Origin of the sequence: Streptomyces sp. RPT161 (assembly GCF_027533845.1) — a bacterium.
Taxonomy (GTDB): Bacteria; Actinomycetota; Actinomycetes; order Streptomycetales; family Streptomycetaceae; genus Streptantibioticus_A; species Streptantibioticus_A silvisoli_A.
On the sequence record NZ_JAPZVN010000002.1, the window covers coordinates 68,565 to 93,338 of the forward strand.

General features: G+C 70.8%; 19 protein-coding genes and 2 tRNA genes. 12 read left to right on the forward strand and 9 right to left on the reverse strand.

Annotated features, from left to right (window positions below):
• Positions 1 to 149 precede the first annotated feature (149 nt).
• From O5O46_RS04835 to O5O46_RS04850, 4 genes are all read left to right on the forward strand, one after another.
• A complete protein-coding gene (locus O5O46_RS04835) occupies positions 150 to 1,592 on the forward strand; it encodes an amidase (RefSeq protein WP_269853982.1) in 1,443 nt (480 codons plus the stop codon).
• A gap of 72 nt (positions 1,593 to 1,664) precedes the next feature.
• Positions 1,665 to 1,868: a hypothetical protein gene (locus O5O46_RS04840; protein ID WP_269853983.1), complete on the forward strand. Its 204-nt coding sequence runs from the start codon at positions 1,665 to 1,667 to the stop codon at positions 1,866 to 1,868.
• Positions 1,868 to 3,946 carry a 4-alpha-glucanotransferase gene (malQ, locus tag O5O46_RS04845; RefSeq protein WP_269853984.1) on the forward strand — a complete coding sequence of 693 codons (2,079 nt, stop codon included), beginning with the start codon at positions 1,868 to 1,870 and terminating at the stop codon, positions 3,944 to 3,946. Before O5O46_RS04840 ends, malQ begins: the two co-directional genes overlap by 1 nt.
• 49 nt (positions 3,947 to 3,995) lie before the next feature.
• Positions 3,996 to 4,229 carry a hypothetical protein gene (locus O5O46_RS04850; protein ID WP_269853985.1) on the forward strand — a complete coding sequence of 78 codons (234 nt, stop codon included), beginning with the start codon at positions 3,996 to 3,998 and terminating at the stop codon, positions 4,227 to 4,229.
• Positions 4,230 to 4,305: 76 nt separating this feature from the next.
• Here O5O46_RS04850 and pepN (O5O46_RS04855) read toward each other — a convergent pair whose 3' ends face one another.
• The 3 genes from pepN (O5O46_RS04855) to pepN (O5O46_RS04865) all read right to left on the reverse strand — a co-directional run bounded on the left by pepN (O5O46_RS04855) (position 4,306) and on the right by pepN (O5O46_RS04865) (position 10,791).
• The gene (gene pepN / locus O5O46_RS04855; RefSeq protein WP_269853986.1) at positions 4,306 to 6,903 is read right to left on the reverse strand and encodes an aminopeptidase N; all 2,598 of its coding nucleotides are present in this window, start codon (positions 6,901 to 6,903) and stop codon (positions 4,306 to 4,308) included.
• A gap of 87 nt (positions 6,904 to 6,990) precedes the next feature.
• Entirely contained in the window at positions 6,991 to 7,998 is a 1,008-nt protein-coding gene (locus O5O46_RS04860) for a hypothetical protein (protein ID WP_269853987.1), read from the reverse strand.
• Between the two features lie 255 nt (positions 7,999 to 8,253).
• On the reverse strand, positions 8,254 to 10,791 hold the full coding sequence (pepN, locus tag O5O46_RS04865; RefSeq protein ID WP_269853988.1) for an aminopeptidase N: 2,538 nt from the start codon (positions 10,789 to 10,791) through the stop codon (positions 8,254 to 8,256).
• A 188-nt stretch (positions 10,792 to 10,979) separates the two neighbouring features.
• Here pepN (O5O46_RS04865) and O5O46_RS04870 point away from each other — a divergent pair, with 188 nt between their 5' ends.
• On the forward strand, positions 10,980 to 11,618 hold the full coding sequence (locus tag O5O46_RS04870) for a mycothiol-dependent nitroreductase Rv2466c family protein (RefSeq protein WP_269853989.1): 639 nt from the start codon (positions 10,980 to 10,982) through the stop codon (positions 11,616 to 11,618).
• A gap of 118 nt (positions 11,619 to 11,736) precedes the next feature.
• Here the strand turns inward: O5O46_RS04870 and O5O46_RS04875 are convergent, their stop codons facing one another.
• The 3 genes from O5O46_RS04875 to O5O46_RS04885 all read right to left on the reverse strand — a co-directional run bounded on the left by O5O46_RS04875 (position 11,737) and on the right by O5O46_RS04885 (position 15,468).
• The gene (locus tag O5O46_RS04875; protein WP_269853990.1) at positions 11,737 to 12,375 is read right to left on the reverse strand and encodes a superoxide dismutase; all 639 of its coding nucleotides are present in this window, start codon (positions 12,373 to 12,375) and stop codon (positions 11,737 to 11,739) included.
• A 126-nt stretch (positions 12,376 to 12,501) separates the two neighbouring features.
• Entirely contained in the window at positions 12,502 to 13,905 is a 1,404-nt protein-coding gene (locus tag O5O46_RS04880) for an amino acid permease (RefSeq protein WP_443072388.1), read from the reverse strand.
• 165 nt (positions 13,906 to 14,070) lie between these two features.
• Complete coding sequence (locus O5O46_RS04885) at positions 14,071 to 15,468, reverse strand: amino acid permease (protein ID WP_269853991.1); 1,398 nt, start codon at positions 15,466 to 15,468, stop codon at positions 14,071 to 14,073.
• Between the two features lie 256 nt (positions 15,469 to 15,724).
• Here O5O46_RS04885 and O5O46_RS04890 point away from each other — a divergent pair, with 256 nt between their 5' ends.
• Positions 15,725 to 16,324: a biotin transporter BioY gene (locus O5O46_RS04890; RefSeq protein WP_269853992.1), complete on the forward strand. Its 600-nt coding sequence runs from the start codon at positions 15,725 to 15,727 to the stop codon at positions 16,322 to 16,324.
• Between the two features lie 57 nt (positions 16,325 to 16,381).
• Here O5O46_RS04890 and O5O46_RS04895 read toward each other — a convergent pair whose 3' ends face one another.
• The gene (locus O5O46_RS04895; RefSeq protein WP_269853993.1) at positions 16,382 to 17,842 is read right to left on the reverse strand and encodes an amino acid permease; all 1,461 of its coding nucleotides are present in this window, start codon (positions 17,840 to 17,842) and stop codon (positions 16,382 to 16,384) included.
• Between the two features lie 220 nt (positions 17,843 to 18,062).
• Here O5O46_RS04895 and O5O46_RS04900 point away from each other — a divergent pair, with 220 nt between their 5' ends.
• A complete protein-coding gene (locus O5O46_RS04900) occupies positions 18,063 to 18,551 on the forward strand; it encodes a ribose-5-phosphate isomerase (protein WP_269853994.1) in 489 nt (162 codons plus the stop codon).
• Between the two features lie 8 nt (positions 18,552 to 18,559).
• Positions 18,560 to 19,369 carry an Fpg/Nei family DNA glycosylase gene (locus O5O46_RS04905; RefSeq protein WP_269853995.1) on the forward strand — a complete coding sequence of 270 codons (810 nt, stop codon included), beginning with the start codon at positions 18,560 to 18,562 and terminating at the stop codon, positions 19,367 to 19,369.
• A gap of 229 nt (positions 19,370 to 19,598) precedes the next feature.
• Here O5O46_RS04905 and O5O46_RS04910 read toward each other — a convergent pair whose 3' ends face one another.
• Positions 19,599 to 20,828: a GNAT family N-acetyltransferase gene (locus tag O5O46_RS04910; protein WP_269853996.1), complete on the reverse strand. Its 1,230-nt coding sequence runs from the start codon at positions 20,826 to 20,828 to the stop codon at positions 19,599 to 19,601.
• A 413-nt stretch (positions 20,829 to 21,241) separates the two neighbouring features.
• On the opposite strand from O5O46_RS04910, the gene O5O46_RS04915 reads away from it, so the two are divergent.
• Together O5O46_RS04915 and O5O46_RS04920 are read left to right on the forward strand one after the other, a co-directional pair.
• On the forward strand, positions 21,242 to 22,360 hold the full coding sequence (locus O5O46_RS04915) for a PP2C family protein-serine/threonine phosphatase (protein WP_269854564.1): 1,119 nt from the start codon (positions 21,242 to 21,244) through the stop codon (positions 22,358 to 22,360).
• A gap of 155 nt (positions 22,361 to 22,515) precedes the next feature.
• On the forward strand, positions 22,516 to 22,710 hold the full coding sequence (locus tag O5O46_RS04920) for a hypothetical protein (protein ID WP_269853997.1): 195 nt from the start codon (positions 22,516 to 22,518) through the stop codon (positions 22,708 to 22,710).
• Positions 22,711 to 22,831: 121 nt separating this feature from the next.
• Here the strand turns inward: O5O46_RS04920 and O5O46_RS04925 are convergent.
• Positions 22,832 to 22,902 (reverse strand) — tRNA-Gly (locus O5O46_RS04925).
• 117 nt (positions 22,903 to 23,019) lie between these two features.
• Between O5O46_RS04925 and O5O46_RS04930 the strand changes: the two genes are divergently transcribed.
• Positions 23,020 to 23,096: transfer RNA gene (locus O5O46_RS04930), tRNA-Pro, on the forward strand.
• 158 nt (positions 23,097 to 23,254) lie between these two features.
• A complete protein-coding gene (tig, locus tag O5O46_RS04935; protein WP_269853998.1) occupies positions 23,255 to 24,643 on the forward strand; it encodes a trigger factor in 1,389 nt (462 codons plus the stop codon).
• Positions 24,644 to 24,774 lie beyond the last annotated feature (131 nt).

Genomic DNA, 24,774 nt, shown 5'->3' on the forward strand with positions numbered 1-24,774 from the left:
TTTCACGCGACGCGTCGAGCCCATCACCGGCTCGCCGCAGTGTCAACGCGCCTGATCATTATGTCGGTTACGTCCCGCTAGGGGGTTCGCGGTGCCTGCCCCCGAAGAACGAAACCGGAAACCCCCGCGCGAGGCGTACTGTCAAGGACATGGCGGAACCGCATGAGTTGACGATGCTGGAGCAGGCCGCGGCCATCCGGGAGGGCGAGCTGTCGCCCGTCGAACTGACCCGGCACTACCTGGCCCGCATCGACCGGCTGAACGACAGCGTCGGTGCCTACCTCACCGTCACCCCCGAACGGGCACTGGACGACGCCCGGCGCGCCGAGCGGCGGCTGACCGAGGGGGACGCGCCGCCGCTGCTCGGGGTGTCGGTGCCGGTGAAGGACCTGGTTCCGGTGCCCGGTGTGCGGTTCACCATGGGCTCGGCCGCCTTCGCCGACCACGTGGCGGGCGCGTCCAGCCGCCAGGCCGAGCTGCTCCACGAGGCCGGCACGGTCCTGCTGGGCAAGACCAACACGCCCGAGTTCGGGCTGCCCGCCTACACCGAGAGCCTGGTCGGGCCGCCCGCCCGCACCCCGTACGACCTCACCCGGGGGGCGGGCGGATCCAGCGGCGGCGCCGCGGCCGCGGTCGCCGCGGGGCTGGCGTCCGCCGCGCACGGGTCGGACGGCGGCGGCTCCATCCGGATCCCGGCCAGCTGCTGCGGCCTCGTCGGGCTCAAGCCCAGCCGGGGCCGCATCAGCCCGGCGCCGCTGGGCGACGTCAGCGGGCTCGGGGTGCCCGGCCCGCTGGCCCGGACCGTACGGGACGCCGCCGCCCTGCTGGACGTGATGTCCGCGCACGTACCGGGCGACCCTGCGCCGCTCGCCCCGCCGCAGCGGCCGTTCCTCGAATGGTGCGACGCGCTGGAGCGCGCCCCGCGCCGACTGCGCATCGCCCGCTGGGCGCGGCCGGACGTCCCCGGGGTGACCGTCGACCCGCGGATCCTGGAGGTCTACGAGAAGACCTCCACGCTGCTCGCCGAACTCGGCCATGCGGTGGTCGACGTACCGCAGCCGCTCGATCCCGGGGACCGGGACGCCTTCACCCCGGTGTGGGCGGTGCTGGCCGCGCTGCCCTCGGTGCCCGCGGCGCGTGAGTCGCAGCTGACGCCGATGACCCGCTGGCTGCGCGCGCAGGGGCAGGCGGCCAGCGGTCTCGACTACGTGCGGGCGCTGGCGGCGATGCAGTCGGTCGGCCGGAAGTTCGCCACCGCCGTCGCCGGGTACGACGCGGTGCTCACCCCGACGCTGGCCCAACTCCCGCCACCGGTGGGCGCGTTGCGCGACGACGCCGATCCGGCCGCGGACTTCGCGGCGCAGATCGCGTTCACGCCGTTCACCGGCCCGTGGAACATCGCGGGGCTGCCCGCGATCTCGCTGCCGGTGGGCTGGTCGGAGTCGGGGCTGCCGATCGGCATGATGCTGGGTGCGGCGCACGGCGCGGAGGGGCCGCTGCTGGCGCTCGCCGCGCAGGTGGAGACCGCCGCGCCATGGGCCGGGCGGGCAGTGGTGGAAATCGGGACGGATGGCGCCGCTCCGATTGGGTAGATGGTGACGTGTCCGTCCCCACCGACGGCCGGAGGATTTCCGGTCGTCCCTAGCGAGCACCGGAGGATCTCCGTGGCCGTTCCCACAGATCTACTTCCGTTCGACCTCCCCGACGCCAAATGCGGGTGCCCCGAGCAGCCGCTCACCTCGGAGCCCGCACTGGTCGAGGACGCGCCGCTGACCAGCGAGCCGCCGCTGCCCGCCGAGCCCGCGCTGACCAGCGAGCCGGTGGCTGTGGTGACCACCGCCGCGAGCCTGGGGCCGATGGAGATCTGATGGGAACGGCGCCCGCGGAGGTGGAGGACGCCGACTGCCATCCACTGGCGCGGCTCGCCGCGCTGCACGGAGTCGACACCCGCTACGAGCCCGCGCCCGGCCGGGTGGTCCGGGTGCCCGAGGCCACCGTGATCACGGTGCTCGCCGCGCTCGGCGTGGACGCCTCAAGCCCGCAGGCGGTACGCGACGCGCTGGCCGCGCACGAACAGCGGCTGCGCACCCGCCTGTTGCCGCCCTGTCTCGTGCTGCGCGCGGGCGTGGCGCTCCGCTCCCGGCTGCCGGAACTGCCGGACGGCACGGTGTGCGCGGTCGAGTTGGAGACCGGCGAGCAGCTGCCCGGGCACGCCGATCCGCTGCCCCTCGGCTACCACATGCTGCGGGTACGGGTACCGGACGGGCGCACCGCGGTCGCGCCGCTGATCGTGGTGCCGCAGCGGGTTCCGGAACCGCGGGGCCGGTCTTTTGGGTTCATGGTGCAGCTCTACTCGCTGCTGTCGGACCGCTCCTGGGGCATGGGCGACCTGGGCGACCTCGCCGATCTCGCGGCCTGGGCCGGGCGTTCGCTGGGCGCCGGGTTCATCACCGTCAACCCGCTGCACAGCGCCGTCCCCGGCGCGGACCCCTCGCCGTACCGGCCCTCCGCACGCCGCTTCCCCGACCCCGTCTACCTGCGGGTCGAGGACGTCCCCGAGTACGCCTACCTGCCCCCGGCGGCCCGGCAGCGGGCCGCCGAACTGCTCGCGCAGGCCGCCGTGCTGCGCGAAAGCGTGCTGGAGAAGCGGGAGTTGATCGACCGCGACGCGGTGTGGCGGCTCAAGAGCGCCGCGCTGGAACTCGTCAGGACCGTGCCGCTGACCCCCGGACGGCGCGCCGCCTACTGCGACTTCCTCGCCGAGCGCGGGCAGGCCCTCGACGACCACGCCACCTGGTGCGCGCTCGCCGAGGTCCACGGCCCCGACTGGCGTTCCTGGCCCACGGGCCTGCGCGACCCGCGCTCACCGCAGACAGCCCGCGCCCGTACCGAGGTGCTGGACCGGGTCGACTTCCACTGCTGGCTGGCCTGGCTGACCGACAGCCAGCTCCAGCACGCCCAACTCGCCGCGCGGGACGCCGGAATGGCGCCGGGCATCGTCCATGACCTGGCGGTCGGCGTCCACCCGTACGGTGCCGACGCCTGGGCACTACGGGACGCGCTGGCGCCCGGCATGTCCATCGGCGCGCCACCGGACGCGTTCAATCCGCACGGCCAGGACTGGGCGCTGCCGCCCTGGCGCCCGGACGCCCTGGCCGCCACCGGCTACGCGCCGTACCGGGAACTGCTGCGCGGTGTGCTGCGCCGGGCGGGCGGACTGCGCATCGACCACATCATGGGACTGTTCCGGCTGTGGTGGGTGCCGCAGGGCCGCCCGCCCACCGAGGGCGCCTATGTGCGCTACGACCCCGAGGCCATGCTCGGCGTCCTCGCCCTGGAGGCGCACCGGGCAGGAACCGTGGTGATCGGCGAGGACCTGGGCACCGTGGAACCGGGCGTGCGGGAGGCGCTAGCCGAACGCGGAGTGCTGGGCACCTCGGTGCTGTGGTTCGAGCGCGACGGCGACGGCCGACCGCTGCCCCCCGAAGCCTGGCGCTCCGGCTGTCTGGCCACCGTCACCACACATGACCTGCCCAGCACCGCCGCCCGCCTCACCGGTGAGCACGTGGAGCTGCGGCACCGGCTCGGCCTGCTGGCCCGGCCGCTCGCCATCGAGCAGGCCGAGGACGCCGCCGACGTCGCCCAGTGGCTGGCGCTGCTGCACCGGCTCGACCTGCTTCCGGAGGGCCCCGGCGACGAGGAGGGCGCGATCCGGGCCGTACACCGGTTCCTGCTGCGCACCCCCGCCCGGATGGTCGGGATCTGGCTGCCGGACACCATAGGAGACCGCCGCCCGCAGAACCTGCCGGGCACCTTCGACCAGTACCCCAACTGGCGGCTGCCGATCGCGGACCCGACCGGCCGCCCGGTCACCCTGGACCAGCTCGCGGCCTCGCCCCGGCTGCACGCTCTGGTGGACGAGGTGCGCGAGGGCCTGCACCGGTAAGGGCCACCCCGGCCGCGCGGTGTCCAGGAACCTTCGCTACGTTGGGAACGTGGTCAACAAGAATGCCCTGCGCGCCGGTGCGATAGCCGCCGGTACGACGCTGATGCTGCTGATGTCGTCCCCCGCCTTCGCGCTCATCCACGACGACGGTGAGGACCCCGGTCCCGGCCTGAGCATCGGCCAGACCCTCGGGCTGTACGTGGGTATCCCGGTGCTGCTGTTCGTGGTGATCGCGGGCTTGGTGATCGTCACGGACAAGAGCCGCAAGAAGACCAGGAGCTAGGGCCTTCGGCACGGCGGGGTGCGGGGGAGGTCCCCCGCACCCCTTTTTGCTGCGCCTTCGCGCCGCGCCCTCCGGGTCAGCTCCGCGCGGCGCCCGCCGCACGGTCCGCCCTCTGCGCCCGCAGCGCCCGCTCCACGCCCGCCCGGGACTCCACCACCAGCCGCCGCAGCGCGGCGTTCGGCTCGGCCGAGTCCAGCCAGGCGTCCGTGGCGTCCAGCGTCTCCTGGGAGACCTGGAGCGTCGGGTACAGGCCGACGACGATCTGCTGCGCCATCTCGTGCGAGCGGGTCTCCCAGGCCTGCTTGACCGCCGCGAAGTACTTCTCCGTGTACGGTGCCAGCAGTTCCCGCTGGTCGGTCTGGACGAAGCCGCCGATCACGGCCTCCTGGACGGCGTTCGGCAGCTTGTCCGACTCCACGACCGACTGCCACGCGGCAGCCTTGGCCTCCGCCGTCGGCCGGGCCGCGCGGGCGGTGGCCGCGTGCCGTTCGCCCGCCGCGGTGGCGTCCCTGGCCAGCTCGGCGTCGATCGCCGCCGCGTCCGCCCTGCCGGTGGCCGCCAGCCGCTCCAGCAGCGCCCAGCGCAGCTCGTCGTCCACCACCAGGCCGTCGATCTGCTGCGAGCCGTCCAGCAGCCCGGCCAGCAGGTCGAGCTGCTCGTCGGTGCGCGCGGTGGCCGCGAACGCCCGCGCCCAGGCCAGCTGGTGGTCGCTGCCCGGTGCCGCCGCCCGCAGCTGCTCCAAGGTGGCCTCGGTCCAGCGGGCCAGACCGGTCGGCCGCCACTCGGGGTCGGCGTACAGGTCGAGCGCCAGCTTGACCTGCCGGTGCAGCGACTGCACCACGCCGATGTCGGACTCCCTGGCGGCGCCCTGCAGCACCAGCTCCAGGTAGTCGCGGGTGGCCAGCTCGCCGTCGCGGGTCATGTCCCACGCCGACGCCCAGCTCAGCGCGCGCGGCAGCGACTCGGCGAAGTCCGAGATGTGCCGGGTGACCACGGCCAGCGAGTCCGGGTCCAGCCGCACCTTGGCGTACGACAGGTCGTCGTCGTTCAGCAGGACGACCGCCGGACGGTGCCGGCCCACCAGCTGCGGCACCTCGGTCAGCTCACCGGTGACGTCCAGCTCGATCCGCTCGGTGCGCACGAGCTTGCCGTCCCGCATCTCGTAGACGCCGATCGCGATGCGGTGCGGGCGGAGCACTGGCTCGCCCTTGGCGCCCTGCGGTAGCGCCGGGGCCTCCTGCTTGATGTGGAACGCGGCGATCCGGTCGTGTGCGTCCAACTCGATCTGCGGCCGCAGGACGTTGATCCCCGCGGTCTCCAGCCACGCCTTCGACCAGGCCTTCAGATCCCGGCCGCTGGTCTCCTCCAGCGCGCCCAGCAGATCGGTCAGCCGGGTGTTGCCCCAGGCGTGCCGCTTGAAGTACTGCCGTACGCCCTGGAAGAACTCCTCCATCCCGACATAGGCCACCAACTGCTTGAGCACGCTGGCGCCCTTGGCGTAGGTGATGCCGTCGAAGTTGACCAGGACGTCGTCCAGGTCGCGGATCTCGGCCATGATCGGGTGGGTGGACGGCAGCTGGTCCTGCCGGTACGCCCAGGTCTTCATCGAGTTGGCGAACGTCGTCCAGGCGTGCGGCCAGCGGCTGTTCGGCGCGTACGCCTGGCAGGCGATCGAGGTGTAGGTGGCGAACGACTCGTTCAGCCACAGGTCGTTCCACCACTCCATGGTGACCAGGTCGCCGAACCACATGTGGGCCAGCTCGTGCAGGATGGTCTCGGCCCGGGTCTCGTAGGCCGCGTCCGTCACCTTGGAGCGGAAGACGTACTGGTCGCGGATGGTGACCGCGCCCGCGTTCTCCATCGCGCCGGCGTTGAACTCCGGTACGAACAGCTGGTCGTACTTGGCGAACGGGTACGGGAAGTCGAACTTCTCCTGGAACCAGTCGAAGCCCTGCCGGGTGACCTCGAAGATCGCGTCCGCGTCGAGGTGCTCGGCGAGCGACGGGCGGCAGTAGAGGCCCAGTGGGACGCTGCGGCCCTCGCCCTCCCAGGTGCTGTGCACGCTGTGGTACGGACCGGCGATCAGCGCGGTGATGTACGAGGAGATCCGCGGGGTCGTCTCGAAGACGTGCTGGACAGTGCTGCTGTCCGGCTCGGTCGCGGTGGCCCGCACCGGCGCGTTGCTGATCACCTCCCAGCCCTTGGGAGCGGTGACGGTGAAGGAGAACGTCGCCTTCAGGTCCGGCTGCTCGAAGTTGGCGAACACCCGGCGGGCGTCCGGCACCTCGAACTGGGTGTACAGGTAGGCCTGCTGGTCGACCGGGTCGACGAAGCGGTGCAGGCCCTCGCCGGTGTTGGTGTACGCGCAGTCGGCGACGACCTTCAGCTCGTTGCGTCCGGCGGTCAGTGACGGCAGCGCGATCCGGCTGTCCTGGAAGGCCTCGGCCGGATCCAGTTCCTTGCCGTTCAGTACGACCTGGTGCACGGTCGGCGCGATCAGGTCGATGAACGAGTCCGCGCCGTCCTCGGCGGAGTCGAAGCGCACGACGGTCTCGGACCGGAACGTGCCTCCCTCCTGGGCCCCGCTGAGGTCCAAGTCGATCTCGTAGGAGTCGACAGTGATCAGACGCGCCCGCTGCTGCGCCTCTTCGCGGGTGAGGTTGGTGCCCGGCACGGGAGCTCCTTCTGGGGTGCGATGTGCGGCCTGGTAAGACTTGACGCCATCCTGCCACGGGCGTGTAACGCGTACAGCGTGGCGTGATCAGCGGGGGAGCACCGCCACGTAGGCGTGCGGGCCGCGGTCGTCGGCGCCCAGCAGCGCGGTCCTGACGACGGCCGCCTGCTGCTCCAGCGACTCGCGCAGCTTCCTGGGGGTCGTGATGATCACGTCGATGCCCAGTTGCTCCAGGTGCTCACGGGCACGGGCGTGCTGCTGCCACAGCGCGTCGTCGTCGTGTCGGGGCGCCCTGGCGTCCAGTTCCAGGGCGACGGCGTGGTCCGGCCAGTACGCGTCCACGCTGCCCAGGTGCGGGCCCCCGGGCAGTCGCAGGTCGACGTTCCACACCGGGTCGGGCAGGCCGTACTGGCGGACCATCTCGTACAGACGGCCCTCCGCGATGGCCCGGCCCTCGGCGAGCAGGGCGTCGACGGCGCGCTCCACGTGCGGGCGGGAGAGCAGTCGGGCGTTGTTCAACTCCCGTACCACGGAGGCGGCTTCGCAGTCTCCGGTGCGTACCGACTCGGTGAGCAGGGCGCGGACCGCCTCGGGGTCGCCGAGCCCGGCGACGGCGTCGGCGACCGCCCTGGGTACCGGGGCGCACGGCAGCCCGAGGACCGACACCGGCCGCGGCAGGGAGTTGGCCCGGCGGATGCGGACATCGCCGACGGCGCGCAGTCGGCGTTGGCGGGGAACGAGGACGTCGACGCGGTCCAGGGCGCACAGCGGGGGGACGGTACGGAAGCCGTGCAGGGCGAGCGCGGCGAGGCCGGTGACCATCGCATGGGTGGCCCGGCTGTCCAGTCCGGAGGACGGTTGTCCGGCGTACAGCAGGGCGGCGTGCAGGCGCTCCTCGCCGGTGGCGGGGCCGGAGTGCAGCAGGAAGACCCCTGGCAGCAGTTGCTGCCAGGGGCCGCCCGGCCGGCACCGGTCGGCGAGCACACTCGCCGGTACACCATGGGCGCGCAGTTCGCGTGCGGTCATCACACGGCGCTGGGTGCGCTCGAGGTGGACGAGGTGGCGGGGGCCGAGGGGGGTGGTGTCATGACTCATGTCCACCGAATTCCCGCGTGTGGCACGGCACTTAACCCCTGTTACAGGGCCGTCGACAAATCGGGACACCATGGGGCTAAAGTACCCATGTTCGACCCCCGTCCGGTTGTTCCCCCTGCCCCTCCACCCCACATGGGGGCGCCCCCTGGATCCCCTTGGGCTGCGCGCCGGTGCCCGAATTCTTTCCACCGCGACGGCGCGCAACCCTCGCGGCGGAGGCCGGCGGTTTTCAACTGGCCCTGGCCAGGCCCCCGATCACCCCCGGCTGGAGGCCTCCTGGGCGCGCAGGGAACGGGTCAGGTCGGAGTGGGACTCCTGGATCAGACGGCGTAGGGCGGGGGCCGCGTTCGGGTGGGTGGTCAGCCAGGCGGCCGTGGTGTCGGCCGTCTGCCGGGTGGCCTGGAGCATGGGGTAGAGGCCGCGGACGATGGCCATGCCGATCTCGATCGAGCGCTCGGCCCACACCCGCTCCAGCGCGGCGAAGTACTTCGCCGCGTACGGCGCCAGCAGCTCCCGCTGGTTGCCCTGGGTGAAACCCGAAATCACCGCCTCCACAAGGGCGTTGGACAGCTCGTCGGACTCCACCACCTGCCGCCAGGCCTCCGCCTTCACCTCGGCCGACGGCCGCGCGGCCAGGCACCGCACCTGGTGCCGCTTGCCGGAAGCGGTGTTGTCGCGGGCCAGCTCGGCCGCGATGTCCGCCTCGTCCGCCGCACCGTGCGCGGCCAGCGGCAGCAGGAACGTCCAGCGCAGCTCCTGGTCCACCTCCAGCCCCTCGACCTTCTCGGCTCCGTCCAGCAGGCCGCGCAGCAGCCGCAGTTCGTCCTGGGACGAGGCCGTCGCGGCGAAGAACCGCGCCCACGTCAACTGGTGCCCGCTGCCCGGCTCGGCCGCCCGCAGCTCCCGTAGCGCGCCCTCGGCCAGCGCCCGGCCGCCCTCCGCGCGCCACTCGGGCGCGACGTAGTGGTCGAGCGCGGTCTGCGCCCAGGTGTGCAGCATCTGCAGCACGCCGATGTCGGTCTCCCGCCCGGCGAAGTCCAGCAGCAGCCGCACGTAGTCCTGCGCGGGCAGCAGCCCGTCCCGGGTCAGGTTCCACACCGCCGACCAGGACAGCGCCCGGGCCATCGGATCGGTCAGGTCGCCCAGGTGGCTCCGCAGCGTGTCCAACGACCGCTCGTCGAAGCGGGCCTTGCAGTACGTGAGGTCCTCGTCGTTCACCAGCACCAGTTCCGGCCGCTCGGCCCCGGCCAGCTCGCCGATGACCGTTCGCTCACCGGCGACGTCCGCCTCCACCCGCGCGTACCGTTCCAGCGCACCGTCCGCGTCGCACCGGTACAGCCCGACCGCCACCCGGTGCGGGCGCGGCGGCGTGCCCTCCTGGAGCACCGCGAGCTCCGCCACGCGACCGTCCGCACCGCATATGACCTGCGGGGTGAGGGAGTTGAGGCCCGCGGTCTGCAACCACACCCGGGACCACTCGGCCATGTCCCGACCGGAGGTCTCCTCCAGCACGGACAGCAGGTCCGCCAGCCGGGTGTTGCCGAACGCGTGCCGCTTGAAGTAGCGCCGGGCGCCCTCCAGGAAGGCCTCCTGGCCGACGTACGCGACGAGCTGCTTCAGCACGCTCGCGCCCTTGGAGTAGGTGATGCCGTCGAAGTTGAGCTTGGCGTCCTCAAGGTCGTGGATGTCCGCGGTGATCGGATGGGTGGACGGCAACTGGTCGGCCCGGTACGCCCACGCCTTGCGCCGGTTGGCGAAGGAGACCCAGCCGTTGGTGAACCGGGTCGCCTCCACCAGCGAGAACGAGCCCATGAAGTCCGCGAACGACTCCTTGAGCCACAGGTCGTCCCACCACTCCATGGTGACCAGGTCGCCGAACCACATGTGCGCCATCTCGTGCAGCACGACGGTGGCCCGGCCCTCGTAGGAAGCCTGGGTCACCTTGCCCCGGAAGACGAACTCCTCACGGAAGGTGACCAGTCCGGGGTTCTCCATCGCGCCGATGTTGTACTCCGGCACGAACGCCTGGTCGTACTTCCCGAACGGATACGGGTAGTCGAAGTGGTCGTGGAAGAAGTCCAGGCCCTGCTTGGTGATCTGGAAGATGTCGTCCGCGTCGAAGTGCTGGGCGAGCGACCTGCGGCACATCGCGCCCAGCGGGACCTCCAGGTCGCCGCGCCGGTAGGTGTCCGTCACGTAGTGGTACGGGCCCGCGACCACGCAGGTGATGTACGTCGAGATGGGCGCGGTCCGCGCGAACCGCCACACACCGCCGTCCCGGGACTCCTCCGCGCCGTTGCTCCACACCGTCCAGCCCTCGGGGGCCGTCACCGCGAAGCGGAACCGCGCCTTCAGGTCCGGCTGCTCGAAGTTGGCGAAGACCCGCCGGGCGTCGGCCGGTTCGTACTGGGTGTAGAGGTAGATCTCGCCGTCCTCGGGATCGATGAAGCGGTGCAGCCCCTCGCCGGTCCGGCTGTACGCGCAGGCCGCGTCCACCACCAGTTCGTTGCTCTCGGCGAGGCCGTCCAGCGCGATCCGGGTGCCGTCGAAGACCGCCGAGGGATCCAGCTCGCGCCCGTTGAGCCGCACCGAGCTGACCGAGGGGGCGACCAGGTCCACAAAGGTCGCCGCGCCCGGTCGGGCACAGCGGAACCGGACCGTGGTCACTGAGCGGAAGGTGTTCTCCCGCGGCTGTACGGCGGACCGTAGGTCGAGCGACACCTCGTACCCGTCCACCGCGATCAGTGCGGCCCGCTCGCGGGCCTCGTCTCGGGTCAGGTTCTCGCCGGGCACGGTGACTCCTTCGTCTCGTGGCTCGTCCGCCGCGTCCACCGACCCCGTCGCCGGTGCGGCCGAAGTCGCATCATCGCATGTGGCGGCGGAGGTGACACGCGTCCCTTCGGCCGGGAATGCCCGCACGATCGCCCGTGTTTCAGCCCCCGGAGTGTGTCGTTTCATATCGAACGACCTTGGGAGAGGCTGTGACGACGACCGAGACCGACAAGATCCCGGCGGATTTCTGGTTCGACCCGCTGTGCCCCTGGGCGTGGATGACCTCGCGCTGGATGCTTGAGGTCGAGAAGGTGCGCCCGGTGAGCGTGCGCTGGCATGTGATGAGCCTTGCCGTGCTCAACGAGAACAAGGAAGACCTGCCCGAGAGGTACCGCGAGCTGCTGGCCACCGCCTGGGGACCGGTACGGGTCTGCATCGCCGCCGAGCAGAAGTACGGCGGCGAGGTGCTCGGCCCGCTCTACACCGCGCTGGGCACCCGGTTCCACAACCAGGAACTGCCCAGGACCCGCGAGACGATCGTCGCCGCGCTGGAGGAGGCCGGCCTGCCCGCGGAGTTGGCGGACGCCGCGGACACCGACGCCTACGACACCGAGCTGCGCGCCTCGCACCAGGCGGGTATCGGCCTGGTCGGCGAGGACGTCGGCACGCCGGTGATCGCGGTCCCGGGCGCCGACGGCGAGCAGGTGGCGTTCTTCGGCCCGGTGGTGACCCCGGCGCCCAAGGGCGAGGCGGCGGCCAAGCTGTGGGACGGCACGCTGCTGGTGGCGTCCACGCCCGGCTTCTACGAGATCAAGCGCACCCGCACGGTCGGGCCGATCTTCGACTGAACCGGCCCGCTATGATCCGGCCCCCGGGCTGTCCCTGGCGGGACGGCCCCTCGGGTAAGGGGAAGGCCCCCGCGCGACACCACCGCGCGGGGGCCTTCCGTCCGTGGGGCCGCGATCGTCACGGAACCAGCAGGCCGGAAGGCAGCTGCTTGGCCTTGAGGTAACGCGCGTTCACGTCCTGCCAGTTGACCACCCGCCACATAGCCTCCACGAAGTCCACCTTCTGGTTGCGGTACTGCAGGTAGAAGGCGTGCTCCCAGGCGTCGAAGACCAGCAGCGGAACGCTGCCCTGGCCCACGTTGCCCTGGTGGTCGTAGACCTGCTCGACGATCAGCCGGCCGCTGACCGGCTCGTAGGCGAGCACGCCCCAGCCGGAGCCCTGCGTGGTCGCCGCGGCCTTCGACAACTGGGCCTTGAACCGGGCGAACCCGCCGAAGTGCTCGGCGATGGCGTCGGCCAGCTCACCGGTGCCGTCCTTCTCCAGCGGCTCACCGCCGCCGTCACCGGTCATGTTCTGCCAGTAGATGCTGTGCAGGATGTGGCCGGACAGGTGGAACGCCAGGTTCTTCTCCAGGCCGTTGATCGCCCCCCAGGCGTCCTTCTCCCGCGCCTCGGCGAGCTGGTCCAGGGTGTCGTTGGCGCCCTTCACATACGCGGCGTGGTGCTTGTCGTGGTGCAGCTCGATGATCTCTCCGCTGATGACCGGCTCCAACGCGGCGTAGTCATAAGGGAGTTCAGGAAGGGTGTACGTGGACATGCTGGGTCCTCCGGCTGCGGCTTATTGCAACGCTTTCGCAATTGCAGGCTACCAGCAGCAACTCCGAACGCACTGGAGGGCCGGACCACCGGGTCCGGCCCTCCAGTCGAGTTGCCGTCAGGGACGTCAGCGGCGCTTCGCCGCGAGCTGGCGCGCGTAGCCGACGGCCGCCAGTACGACGGTCGCGCCACCGGTGAAGTACAGCTGCACCCGGGTGTCGGGCTGCCGTGCCATCAGCACCAGCACCGCGCCGATGCCCAGCAGCGCCACCCAGGTCAGATAGGGGAAGGCCCACATCCGCACCACCAGCTTCTCCGGCGCCTCACGCTCCAGCCGACGCCGCATCCGCAACTGCGCCACCGCGATGAACGCCCACACCACCAGAACTGCCGCCCCCACGATGTTCAGCAGCCAGGCGAACACCGTGGTCGGCCACCAGTAGCTGAACAGCACGGCGAGGAAGCCGAACCCGGAGGAGGCCAGCACCGCCAGCCGCGGCACGCCACCGTTCAACCGGCCCAGCAGCCGCGGCCCCTGGCCCCGCGCCACCAGCGAGTACGCCATCCGCGACGAGCCGTAGATGTTGGCGTTCATCGCGGAGAGCAGGGCGACCAGGATGACCACGTTCATCAACTGGCCCGCGCCCGGCACCCCGATGTGGTCGAGCACCGCGACGTACGGGCCGTGCTTGGTCAACGAGCCGTCGTTCCAGGGGATCAGGGTGACGATGACCAGCATCGAGCCGACGTAGAACAGCGCGATGCGCCACATCGCGGTGCGCACCGCCTGGCCCACGCTCTTGACCGGGTTCTCCGACTCGGCCGCCGCGATGGTCACCGTCTCCAGCCCGCCGTACGCGAACACCGAGGCGAGCAGGCCGACCACCAGGCCGTTGGCGCCCTTGGGCAGGAAGCCCCCCGCACCGGTCAGGTTCGCGGCGCCCACCGCGTGCGTGCCCGGCAGCACCCCGAAGATCGCCAGCACGCCCAGGATGAGGAAGAGGGAGATGGCACCGACCTTCAGCGCGGCGAACCAGAACTCGAACTCGCCGAAGTTCTTCACCGCCGCCAGGTTCGTACCGCAGAAGACCGCCATGAAGACGGCCACCCACATCCACGAGGGCGTGCCGGGAAACCAGTTGGCCATGATCCCGGCCGCGCCGATCGCCTCGGCCGCCACGCCCACGCACAGCAGGGTCCAGAAGGTCCACCCCGCGGCGAAGCCCGCCCACGGACCGATGGACCGGTCGGCGTGCACCGAGAAGGAACCGGAGGCCGGGTTGGCCGCGGACATCTCGCCCAGCATCCGCATCACCAGCATGACAAGCACGCCGGACAGCGCGTACGCCAGCACGATGGACGGCCCGGCGGCGGCGATGCCCGCCCCCGAACCGACGAACAGTCCGGCGCCGATGACCCCGCCGAGGGCGATCATCGACAGATGGCGCTGCTTGAGTCCGTGGCCGAGACGCTGTTCCGAGGCGGTCGCGGCGGGTGCCGTATCGGTTATCGGGGAGGGTGTCCGATTCATTGGCGTGACCGTCCAGTGGGGTGAGAGCGGTACGGATCGCCACAGTGTGCGGGGGAGCACCGCCCACAACAACGACGCGTTCGCCATCCGGACACTTTGTTAACGCAATGTGACTGATTAATCGTCAGTTATGCGCTGATTGTGCTGTGCGTCTCTTTTGTGGCTTTAGCCGCGCCGGGCGCGCCACTCGCGTACCCCTGCCGCCAGCAGCACCACGCCGGTGGCGACGGCGGACCAGAGCACCTGGGGACGGGAGCCCGGGTCGCCGAGCATCAGGGCCAGGACCGCGAGCATTCCCAGCAGCGCCGCCCAGCTCAGATAGGGAAAAGCCCACATCCGCAGGGACAGGGTGTGAGGTGCCTCCCGCTCGATCCGGCGGCGCAGCCTCAGCTGGGAGCCGCAGATCAGGCCCCAGACCACCAGCAGCACCGCGCCCACCGCGTTGAGCAGGTAGAGGAAGACCGAGTGCGGCCAGATCAGGTTGAGCAGTACCGAGACGAAGCCGAAGGCCACAGAGGCCAGCACCGCCCGGCGCGGCACCCCGCCGCCGGTCACCTTCAGCAGCCCGCGCGGCGCCTCACCGCGCTCCGCCAGTGAGAAGACCATCCGCGAGGCCCCGTACAGGTTGGCGTTGAGCGCGGACAGCAGCGCGACGAACACCACCACGTTCATGATCTGCGCGGCGGCGGGCACCCCGATCCGGTCGAGCACCGCCACATACGGGCTGGCTCCCGGTTTGATCGAGGTCCACGGCAGCAGGGTGACCACGACCAGCATCGAGCCGATGTAGAAGACCGCGATCCGCAGCACCGCGCTGCGCACCGCCCGTCCGACCGCGCGGGCCGGGTCGTCGGACTCTGCCGCGGCGATGGTGACGACCTCCAGCCCGCCGAAGGCGAAGACCACCGCCAGCACTCCGGAGACCACTCCGCTCCAGCCGTTCGGCAGGAAGCCGCCCCGGCCGGTGAGGTTGGCCAGGCCCACCGCATGGGTGTCCGGCAGCAGCCCGAGGACCGCCAGCAGCCCGAGCGCCAGGAACAGCACGATCGCGCCGACCTTCAGCGCGGCGAACCAGAACTCGAACTCGCCGAAGTTCTTCACCGCCGTCAGGTTCGCGGTGGTGAACACCACCATGAACAGCAGCACCCACGCCCACTGCGGCACCACCGGCAGCCAGCCGGACGCGATGGTCGCCGCGCCGGTGGCCTCCACCGCCAGCACCACGACCAGCATGAACCAGTACAGCCAGCCGACCGTGAACCCGGCCCAGCGCCCGAACGCCCGCTCCGCGTGCACCGAGAACGCGCCGGAGGCGGGCATCGCCGCCGACATCTCGCCCAGCATCCGCATGATCAGCATCGCCAGCAGGCCCGCGATCAGATACGAGACCACGATGCCCGGTCCCGCCACGGCGATCCCGGCGCCCGAGCCCACGAACAGGCCCGCGCCGATCACCCCGCCCAGGCCCAGCATGGTCAGATGGCGCTGCTTGAGCCCGGCCGACAGCGGTTCTCTCCCGCCGTCGGCAAGCTCGCGCGCGGCGGCGGGCGAAGCATCGTGCATGGCGCTGCTAACTCTCAGGATCAGTTGGGGAGACTCCACAGTGTCTCCGCATCGCGTGTCGGGCCGCAAAGTGGTTCATCTTCGACGGTCTCCCCAGTGACCAGCATCACGGTGACCCCTGCCCCGCTCTCGCTCTTTGTGCGGAACCGACTACGGGTGGGAACGAGCCTTTGTCATCCGCTCACCGTGTTGCCGGTCACGGCGCTGGGTTACGGTCACGTTGTCCTGAACCGCCCTCCATCACGCGGGAGACCCGATGAGCCTCGCAGCCGCACCCGTCCGTCCGCAGCAGGTCCTGGCCGACCTGCTGCCCGCCTCCACCGCCACCCGCGCCCGGCTGCGCGACGCGGCCCTGGTCCTCGGCGGCGCCGCGCTCACCGGCCTGGCCGCCCAGATCGCGATACCGGTGCCCGGCTCGCCGGTGCCGGTCACCGGGCAGACCTTCGCCGCACTGCTGGTGGGCACCGCGCTGGGGGCCCGCCGCGGCGTGCTCTCCCTGGCGCTGTACGCGGTCGCGGGCCTGGCCGGGGTGCCGTGGTTCGCGGGCGGCGCGCACGGCGCGGGGCTGGTGACCTTCGGCTATGTGCTGGGCATGGTGCTCGCCTCGGCGGCGGTCGGCGCCCTGGCCCGGCGCGGCGCGGACCGCGGCGTGTGGCGGACGGCGGGCGCGATGCTGGTCGGTGAGGCGGTCATCTACGCCGTGGGCGTCCCCTACCTCGCCTTCGCCGCGCACATGTCCTTCGGCCAGGCGCTCGCCCTGGGCTTCACGCCGTACCTGATCGGTGACGCCCTCAAGGCGGCGCTGGCGATGGGCCTGCTGCCGGCCGCGTGGAAGCTGGTCGGCCGCAAGGGCTGACCCCGGATACGGCGATGGCCCGCACCCCCCGAGGGTGCGGGCCATCGCCGTATCCGGTCAGCGCTGGTCGAGCGCCGAGCGCCGGCGGCCGCGGATGAACGCGACGGCCAGTACGAGGCCCGCTGCCAGGAAGGACATCAGCACCTGGTCGCGCCCGCTCTTGTCGGTCAGCATGTAGCCGATGACGAACACGATCATTCCGATGGTCACCCAGGTCAGATACGGGTAGGCCCACATCTTCACCGACAGCCGCTCCGGCGACTCCCGTTCGATGATCTTGCGCATCCGCAGCTGCGAGAAGCAGATCACCAGCCAGACGAACAGGGCCACCGCACCAGAGGAGTTGAGCAGGAACTGGAAGATGGTCTTCGGGTACTGGTAGTCGAAGTAGACGGCCACGAAGCCGAAGACGACCGAGGCGAGGATCGCCGTCGCGGGCACACCGCGCGAGGTGGTGCGGCTGAAGGCGCGCGGGGCGTCGCCTCGCTCGCTGAGCGAGAACGCCATCCGGGAGGCCGTGTACAGGCCCGAGTTGAGGCAGGAGAGCACGGCGGTCAGCACGATCACGTTCATCAGCTCACCGGCGTGCGGGATGCCGACGTGGTTCAGCACCGCGACATACGGGCTCTTGGCGACCTCGGGGGAGTTCCACGGCAGCAGCGTGACGACGAGCAGGATCGAGCCCAGGTAGAAGACGCCGATCCGCCAGATCACGCTGTTGGTGGCCTTGACCACGGCCTTGCGCGGGTCCTCGGACTCACCGGCGGCCAGCGTGACGATCTCGCTGCCCATGAAGGAGAAGACCACCATCAGCACACCGGTGAGGATGGCGCCCGGCCCCTTCGGCAGGAAGCCGCCCTGACCGGTGAGGTTCGCCAGGCCCACCGCGTGGTCGTGGGTGCCCGGCAGCACACCGAAGACCGCCAGTCCGCCGACCACGATGAACGCGGCGATCGCGACGACCTTGATGCCGGCGAACCAGAACTCGAACTCACCGTAGGAGCCGACCGAGAACAGGTTGGTGGCGGTGAGCACGACCATCACGATCAGCGCCCAGCCCCAGGTCGGCACGGCCGGCATCCAGCTGTTGAGGATGCCCGCACCGGCCATCGCCTCGACCGCGAGCACGACGACCCAGAAGAACCAGTACAGCCAGCCGATGGTGAAGCCCGCCCAGCGGCCCAGCGCCCGGTCCGCGTACGCGGAGAAGGAGCCGGAGACCGGGTTGGCCGCCGCCATCTCGCCGAGCATTCGCATCACCATGACGACGAGCGCGCCCACCAGCGCGTACGACAGCAGGATGGCGGGACCGGCGGCGGCGATGCCCGCGCCGGAGCCGACGAACAGGCCGGCGCCGATGACACCACCGATGGCGATCATCGACAGATGTCGGTTCTTCAGCCCTGCTTGCAGGCCATGACCGGCTGCCTCATGGCCGTACGCGGTGGCGGCGGCCGAGGCCGGGCCGGAGTTGCCGGGCCTGGCGTCCTCCGTCGTGAAGGGCGGTTGCGCACTCATTGACGTGTCCCTCGTCTCTCGGTTCGCGAGTTCCCGAATGCAACCCCAGACATCGGCCGAAACGGAACACCTGTGTCCGAATCGTTGCATCACCGGGTTCAGCGGCCCAGTGTGAAATCGGCCACCCCAAACGCAGGCTCGGCGCGGGAGCGGCCCCCGAAAACACAGGCGCGCGGCCCCGGAAACAGAGGTGCGGGTACACGCATGGCACACTCTCCGCATGCGCGTGTACCTCGGCTCCGATCATGCCGGTTACGAACTGAAGAACCACCTCGTCGAGTGGCTCAAGGCCAACGGCCACGATCCGGTGGACTGCGGTCCGCACATCTACGACGCCCAGGACGACTACCCCCCGTTCTGCCTGCGCGCCGCGGAGCGCACCGCCCAGGACTCCGACAGCCTCGGCATCGTCATCGGCGGCTCGGGCAACGGCGAGGCGATCGCCGCCAACAAGGTCAAGGGCGTACGTGCCGCACTCGCCTGGAGCGAGGAGACCGCCAGCCTCGGCCGCGAGCACAACAACGCCAACGTGGTCAGCATCGGGGCGCGGATGCACTCCGAGGAGGAGGCCACCCGCTTCGTGGAGGTCTTCCTCAACACCCCCTTCTCCGAGGGCGAACGGCACATCCGCCGGATCGACATGCTCAGCGCCTACGAACTCACCGGGAAGCTGCCGGAGATCCCGGCCGACCACCCGCGGCAGGACTGAGCGCGGGAATGCCCGAAGGGCACACCATTCACCGACTGGCCGCCGACCACCAAGCGAGGTTCGGCGGCCGGGCCGTCTCGGCCAGCAGTCCGCAGGGCAAGTTCGCGGACGGCGCGGCGCTGGTCGACGGACAGGTCCTGGAGCGGGCCGAGGCGCACGGCAAGCACCTCTTCCTGCGGTTCGGCCCGGAGCAGTGGGTCCATGTCCACCTGGGGCTGTTCGGCAAGTACGCCTTCGGTACCGGGCCCGCGCCCGCGGCGACCGACACCGTACGGCTGCGGCTTGCCAACTCCGACGGCTACGCCGACCTGCGCGGTCCCACCGCCTGCGAGCTCATCGCCGACGGCGAGAAGCAGGCGATACACGACCGCCTGGGCCCCGACCCGCTGCGCCCCGGCACCGACCACGAGCCCGCGTGGCGGCGGATATCCCGCAGCCGCACATCGGTGGCCGCGCTGCTGATGGACCAGAAGGTGGTCGCGGGCGTCGGCAACGTCTACCGGGCCGAGGTGCTGTTCCGGCACGGCATCGATCCGTACCGGGCCGGGCGCGATCTGAGCCGAGCCGAATGGGACGCGATCTGGGCCGATTTGGTCACACTGATGAGAGAGGGGGTGCGGAACAACCGGATTGACACCGTCCGCCCGGAACACACCCCCGAGGCGATGGCCCGCCCACCGCGCGTGGACGACCACGGCGGTGAGGTCTACGTCTACCGCCGGCACCAACTGCCCTGCCTCGTCTGCGGAGCGCGGGTGCGCACCGCGGAACTGGCCAACCGCAACCTGTTCTGGTGCCCCGGCTGCCAGACGCGGTAGCCCAGCGACCACCTGCTCGAACTGATCGATTCGGGGCCGGTGCTCTTGTGGACGAGGACGTCGTGGGTCTTCTGTGGGCACGGTGGGGCTCGACCTGGCCGCCGCGATCCTGGCCGAACAGGTCGACGCCCAGGACCTCGCAATGGAGTGCCGCCGAGACCTTCTCGAACTGATGCAGACGCGTGCCCGGCGAGTCCCGGTCGGGCGCCGGGCACGCGGAATCAATCGTCTAGAAGCCGTGCGGCAGCCAAGGCGCGACCGGGTGGCCGAAGGCCGTCGCGGCTTCGGCCAGCGCGCCGGGGCGCAGCTCACGTATCCGTCCGGCGCCCGCGAGCGCCGTCAGGCCGAAGCCGCCCAGATACCCGCCGGCCAACTCCCGCGCCGACAGGACTAGATCGGCCGAATCCGTCGTTCGCTCGCACGTGGCGCCCTTCTGGTCGCCGCTGAGCCGCCAACGGCCCTCGTTCCACGGGCAGAAAGTGTCCTCGACCTCCAACACCACGTCCACCGGCGCCGCGTACGTACGGGCGGCGAGCGCCGCGCCGACGTCCACCAGCCGTACGAACATCCCGTCGCGCACGCGCAACCGGCACCGTCGTACGTCGGAGACCAGGTGCAGCAGCGGGTCGTCCACCGGCCGGTTGGAGGCGATGACCGTCGAGGTCAGGTCCACCTCGAACAGATGACGCCACAACGCCGCGTAGCCCGCCGGGTCCAGCGCCTCGACGTCCCGTACCAGTACCGAGCCCTTCGGTCCGGCCTCGTCCCAGTCCGACTTCACCGCGAAGCGGGCGAACCCCACCACCTCCCCGTTCCGTTCGGCCAGCACGCACCCCACCTCGCCGGCCCCGCGCCGCTCCGACGGCGGATCGAGCAACGGCAGCCGCTCCCAGCCGGGTTGCCGCGCCAGCATGCCCGGACGTCCGGCCACCCGGCGCGCGTACACCGCCTCGCAGGCCGCGATGGCCGCACGTGGTGGGACCAGGCGCAGCCGTATCTCGTCCGTCCCCGTGGGGGCCGTCAGCCGCACCCGGGCGCTGTCGATCTCCATCCGCAACCGCTCGGTCGCCAGCCCGTACCCGAACCGCCCGTAGATCGGCGGCTCCGAGGCCGTCAGCACCGCCAGCGGCTCTCCCCACCGCCGCACATCGTCCAGCTGCCGCCGCATCATCGCGGTGAGCACGCCGCGCCGCCGGTGCGTCGAGCGCACACCGACACAGGTCACCCCGGCCGTTGGAACCAGCGAACCACCCGGCACCGACAACCGGAACGAGAACGCTCCGGTTGTGCCCACCAACTCGTCGCCGTCCCAGGCCGCCAGGGAGCGCTCGCATTCGGTCAGATCGTGCCACAGGGAGCGTTCCTCCGGGGACTCCTGCGCCCCGCCGAACGCCCGCTCCAACTCCCCGTACCAGCGGTCCCACCGCCCGGGTTCGAGCACCCGCAGTTCAACCGTCATGTCCCCTGCCTAGCAGCGGCGCGGCGGTACGGGCGAACGAATTACCGGCGGAACCGACCGCCCGTCCGAGCCAGGCCGGAAACGATCGGCCGACGCACCGTGCCCGACCGATATACGGCGAGTCGCGAATCGACGCGCCGCCGAATGGGTGGATAGGGTCGCCGGGAATGGAGGACGAGTAACGGCGCGTACGGCGCCACGGAAGCCGGGTGGCCGTGGGCGACGGTATCGAGACCAGGAGCGCGGAGCAGAGCCCCGCGCGTCCGGACGTCGAGGCGTCTCCCGTGCCGCGGGCCAGGCGCGGGCGGGAGGGAGACGGGATCGAGACCAGGGACGCGGAGCGCCCCGTACCGAGCGCGCGGCCGGTGGGCACCCCCACCCCGCGCCCCCGGCGCGGGCGCACCGGTGACGGAGTGGTGGCCAAGGCGCGCAGGACGCTGCACCGGGGCCGCACCCTGCTGCGCAAATCCGCCGTCGACTACTTCCGCGGCGACGGCTCCGACTGGCTGCCGCTGGTCGGCCTGTTGCTCACCGTTCCCGCCCTGGCCTGGGCCACCACCGCCCTGCCCGACTGGTGCCCGCCGACCGCGCTGGTCTTCCCGGTCCTGCTGGGCGGACTGCTGCTGCGCCCGGCGAGCCTGCTGCTGCTCTACGCCGCCGCGGCCAGCGCACTGGTGGTCGAGGACGCGGTGCTCGGCCCGTACCACTCCGGCGCGTCGCGGACCGTCACACCGGGCACCGTGCTGGTGGTCAGCGCGGTCGCGTTCGCCGGGCTGATGATCGCCCAGTTCCGCAGCCGGGTCGGAGTGCCCTGGCGGCGCGGCGGCACCATGCTGTTCGACCTGCGCGAACGCATCCGCGTGCAGAGCCAGTTGCCGCAGCTGCCGGACGGCTGGCACGCCGAGATGGCGCTGCGCCCGGCCGGCGGCCAGTCGTTCTCCGGGGACTTCGTGGTCGCCACCCGCACCGGCGGCGGCCAGGTGCTGGAGGCGGTGCTGACCGACGTGTCCGGCAAGGGCATGGACGCCGGTTCCCGCGCGCTGCTGCTGTCCGGGGCGTTCGGCGGGCTGCTCGGCTCGCTGCCGCCGCACCAGTTCCTCGCCGCCGCCAACGGCTATCTGCTGCGCCAGGACTGGGACGAGGGGTTCGCCACCTCCGTCCACCTCGTACTCGACCTGGAGAGCGGCGACTACGAGCTGCTGTCCGCCGGACACCTGCCCGGTATGCAACTGTGCGCGGGCACGGGGCGGTGGGAGGAGAAGGCCGCCGACGGCATGATGCTCGGGGTCTTCGAGGGCGCCGAATTCGACGGTGTGAAGGGCACGTTGAACTCCGGTGACGTGCTGATGCTGTTCACCGACGGACTGGTGGAGGCGTCCGGGCGTGATCTGGCCGAGGGCATCGACCGGTTGATCGGCGAGGCCGAACGCCTGGTGGCGCACGGATTCCGGGGCTCCGCCTGGCGGTTGATAGAGGCGGTCGCCAAGGACGTCAACGACGACCGGGCGCTGCTCATCATCTGCCGTGACTGATCGCCGCGTTGACGACCGGCCGGGGACACGCGCCCTCGTGGCGGGTCCACGGAAGGGCTGGTTGGTGGCACGATGGACGGCGCGGGGAGAAGTGGCGGCGGCGCAACCCCGTACCGGCGTGGCGTAGGCCGTAGTGAGCGAGGAAGTGATCCGTTGTGGCCATCTCCCTTTCCGTTGTCGTGGTGTTGGCGATCGTCCTGTTCGTGATGTTGCGAGGGGGGACGCTCAAGGGAGGACCGGCCATCGTGGCCATACTGTTCGGCTTCTTCCTCGCGTCGACCGGGCTGGCACCGGACATCCACCGGTTCCTGGACTCGTTGGCCAACACCATCAACCAGATAAAGCTCTGAACGTGACGAAGGACGCAGCCACGCGAACCGGGGCGCACACGACGGCGTAACACTGTGGCGTGAAAAGCGGTCCGGCCCGGTCGGAGGGAACGTTCCCTCCGACCGGGCCGGACTCGTACAGAGCGGGCGACGGGAATCGAACCCGCGTAGCCAGTTTGGAAGACTGGGGCTCTACCATTGAGCTACGCCCGCAACGGCCAGTCATTCTGGCACACCGCATCGTAGCTGGTCGACTCGGCCCCTGTCGCCCACCGGATTAATTGGCGGCCGGAACGTGCGGAGCCATGTACGCTACGTGTCGCACTGAAACGGGGTGTGGCGCAGCTTGGTAGCGCGTCCGCTTTGGGAGCGGAAGGCCGTGGGTTCAAATCCCGCCACCCCGACCATTTGTTCGAAAGGTCCCGGGCGTGGGACAGTCGTGCCGCTCGTACCGGTACTATGCGAGTTGGCCCTGTATACGGGGCGACGTAGGGGCGAGGACCCCGGGAAGTACGTCTCGTCGGCCACGTAAAGCCCCTGACTGTCAGCCCAAGGAGACCCAACCGTGAAGAGCGCCGTGGAGACTCTGAACCCGACCCGGGTTCGACTCACCGTCGAGGTGCCCTTCGAGGAGCTCAAGCCCAGCCTCGACGCGGCGTACAAGAAGATCAACCAGCAGGTCACGGTGCCGGGATTCCGCAAGGGCAAGATCCCCGCGCGCGTCATCGACCAGCGGTTCGGCCGGGGCGCGGTGCTCGAAGAGGCCATCAACGACGCGCTGCCGAAGTTCTACACGGAGGCGGTCAACGAGGGTGAGCTGAACGTCCTCGGCCAGCCCGAGATCGACATCACCGAGTTCAACGACAACGAGCAGCTGAAGTTCACCGCCGAGGTGGACATCCGCCCGGCCATCGAGATCCCGGACTTCTCCGGCATCGAGGTCACCGTCGACGCCGTCGAGGTTTCCGACGAGGACGTCGACAAGTCGGTCGAGCAGCTGCGCGAGCGCTTCGCCTCCACCACCCCGGTCGAGCGCGCCGCCGCCGACGGTGACGTGGTCACCATCGACCTGGAGGCCAAGGTCGACGGCAACGTGCTGGAGGACGGCGTCGCCAAGGGCGTCACCTACACCATCGGTTCCGGCCAGCTGCTGGACGGCATCGACGAGGCCGTCATCGGCTTGGAGGCCGGCGGCTCCGCCACCTTCTCCTCCGAGCTCAAGGGCGGCTCCGCGGCCGGCAAGACCGCCGAGGTCAAGGTCGACGTCACCGCCGTGCAGGCCCGTGAGCTGCCCGCGCTGGACGACGAGTTCGCCCAGCTGGCGAGCGAGTTCGACACCCTTGAGGAGCTGCGCGCCGACAGCCGCAAGCGCCTTGAGCGGATGAAGAAGTACGACCAGGCCACCCAGGCCCAGGAGAAGGTGCTGGACGCCCTGCTGGACCTGATCGAGGTGCCGATCCCGGAGAAGCTCCTCAAGGACGAGGTCGAGACCCGCAAGCACAACCTGGAGCAGCACCAGTTCCCGATGATGGGGCTGAACTGGGACAGCTTCCTGGAGCGCGAGGGCAAGACCGCCGAGGAGTACGACGCCGAGCTGGAGAAGCAGGCGACCAAGGGCATCAAGACCCAGTTCGTGCTGGACGAGCTGGTCTCCAAGGAGCAGCTCTCGGTCAACCAGGAGGAGCTCACCGAGCACCTCATGCGTCGTGCCGCCACCTCCGGCATGAGCCCCGACCAGTTCGCCCAGGCCGTGGTCGAGGGTGGCCAGGTGCCGATGCTGGTCGGCGAGGTCGCCCGCGGCAAGGCGCTGGCCCTGGTGGTCGAGGCCGCCAAGGTCGTCGACAGCAACGGTGAGACCGTCGACCTGGACGACGAGGACGAGGAAGGCGAGACCGTCGAGGCCGCCGCCGAGGAGTCCACCGAGGACGCCGCCGAGGAGAAGTCCGAGGGCTGATCCAGGCGCTAGCAGCAGGAGCATGACAACGCACCCGGACGCCATGGAGTGTCCGGGTGCGTTCGTTTTCCGCCTCGAACGCGATCACTTTCGGGGTTGCCTGCGCTCACAGCGAACAGTTTCGCGTGGGG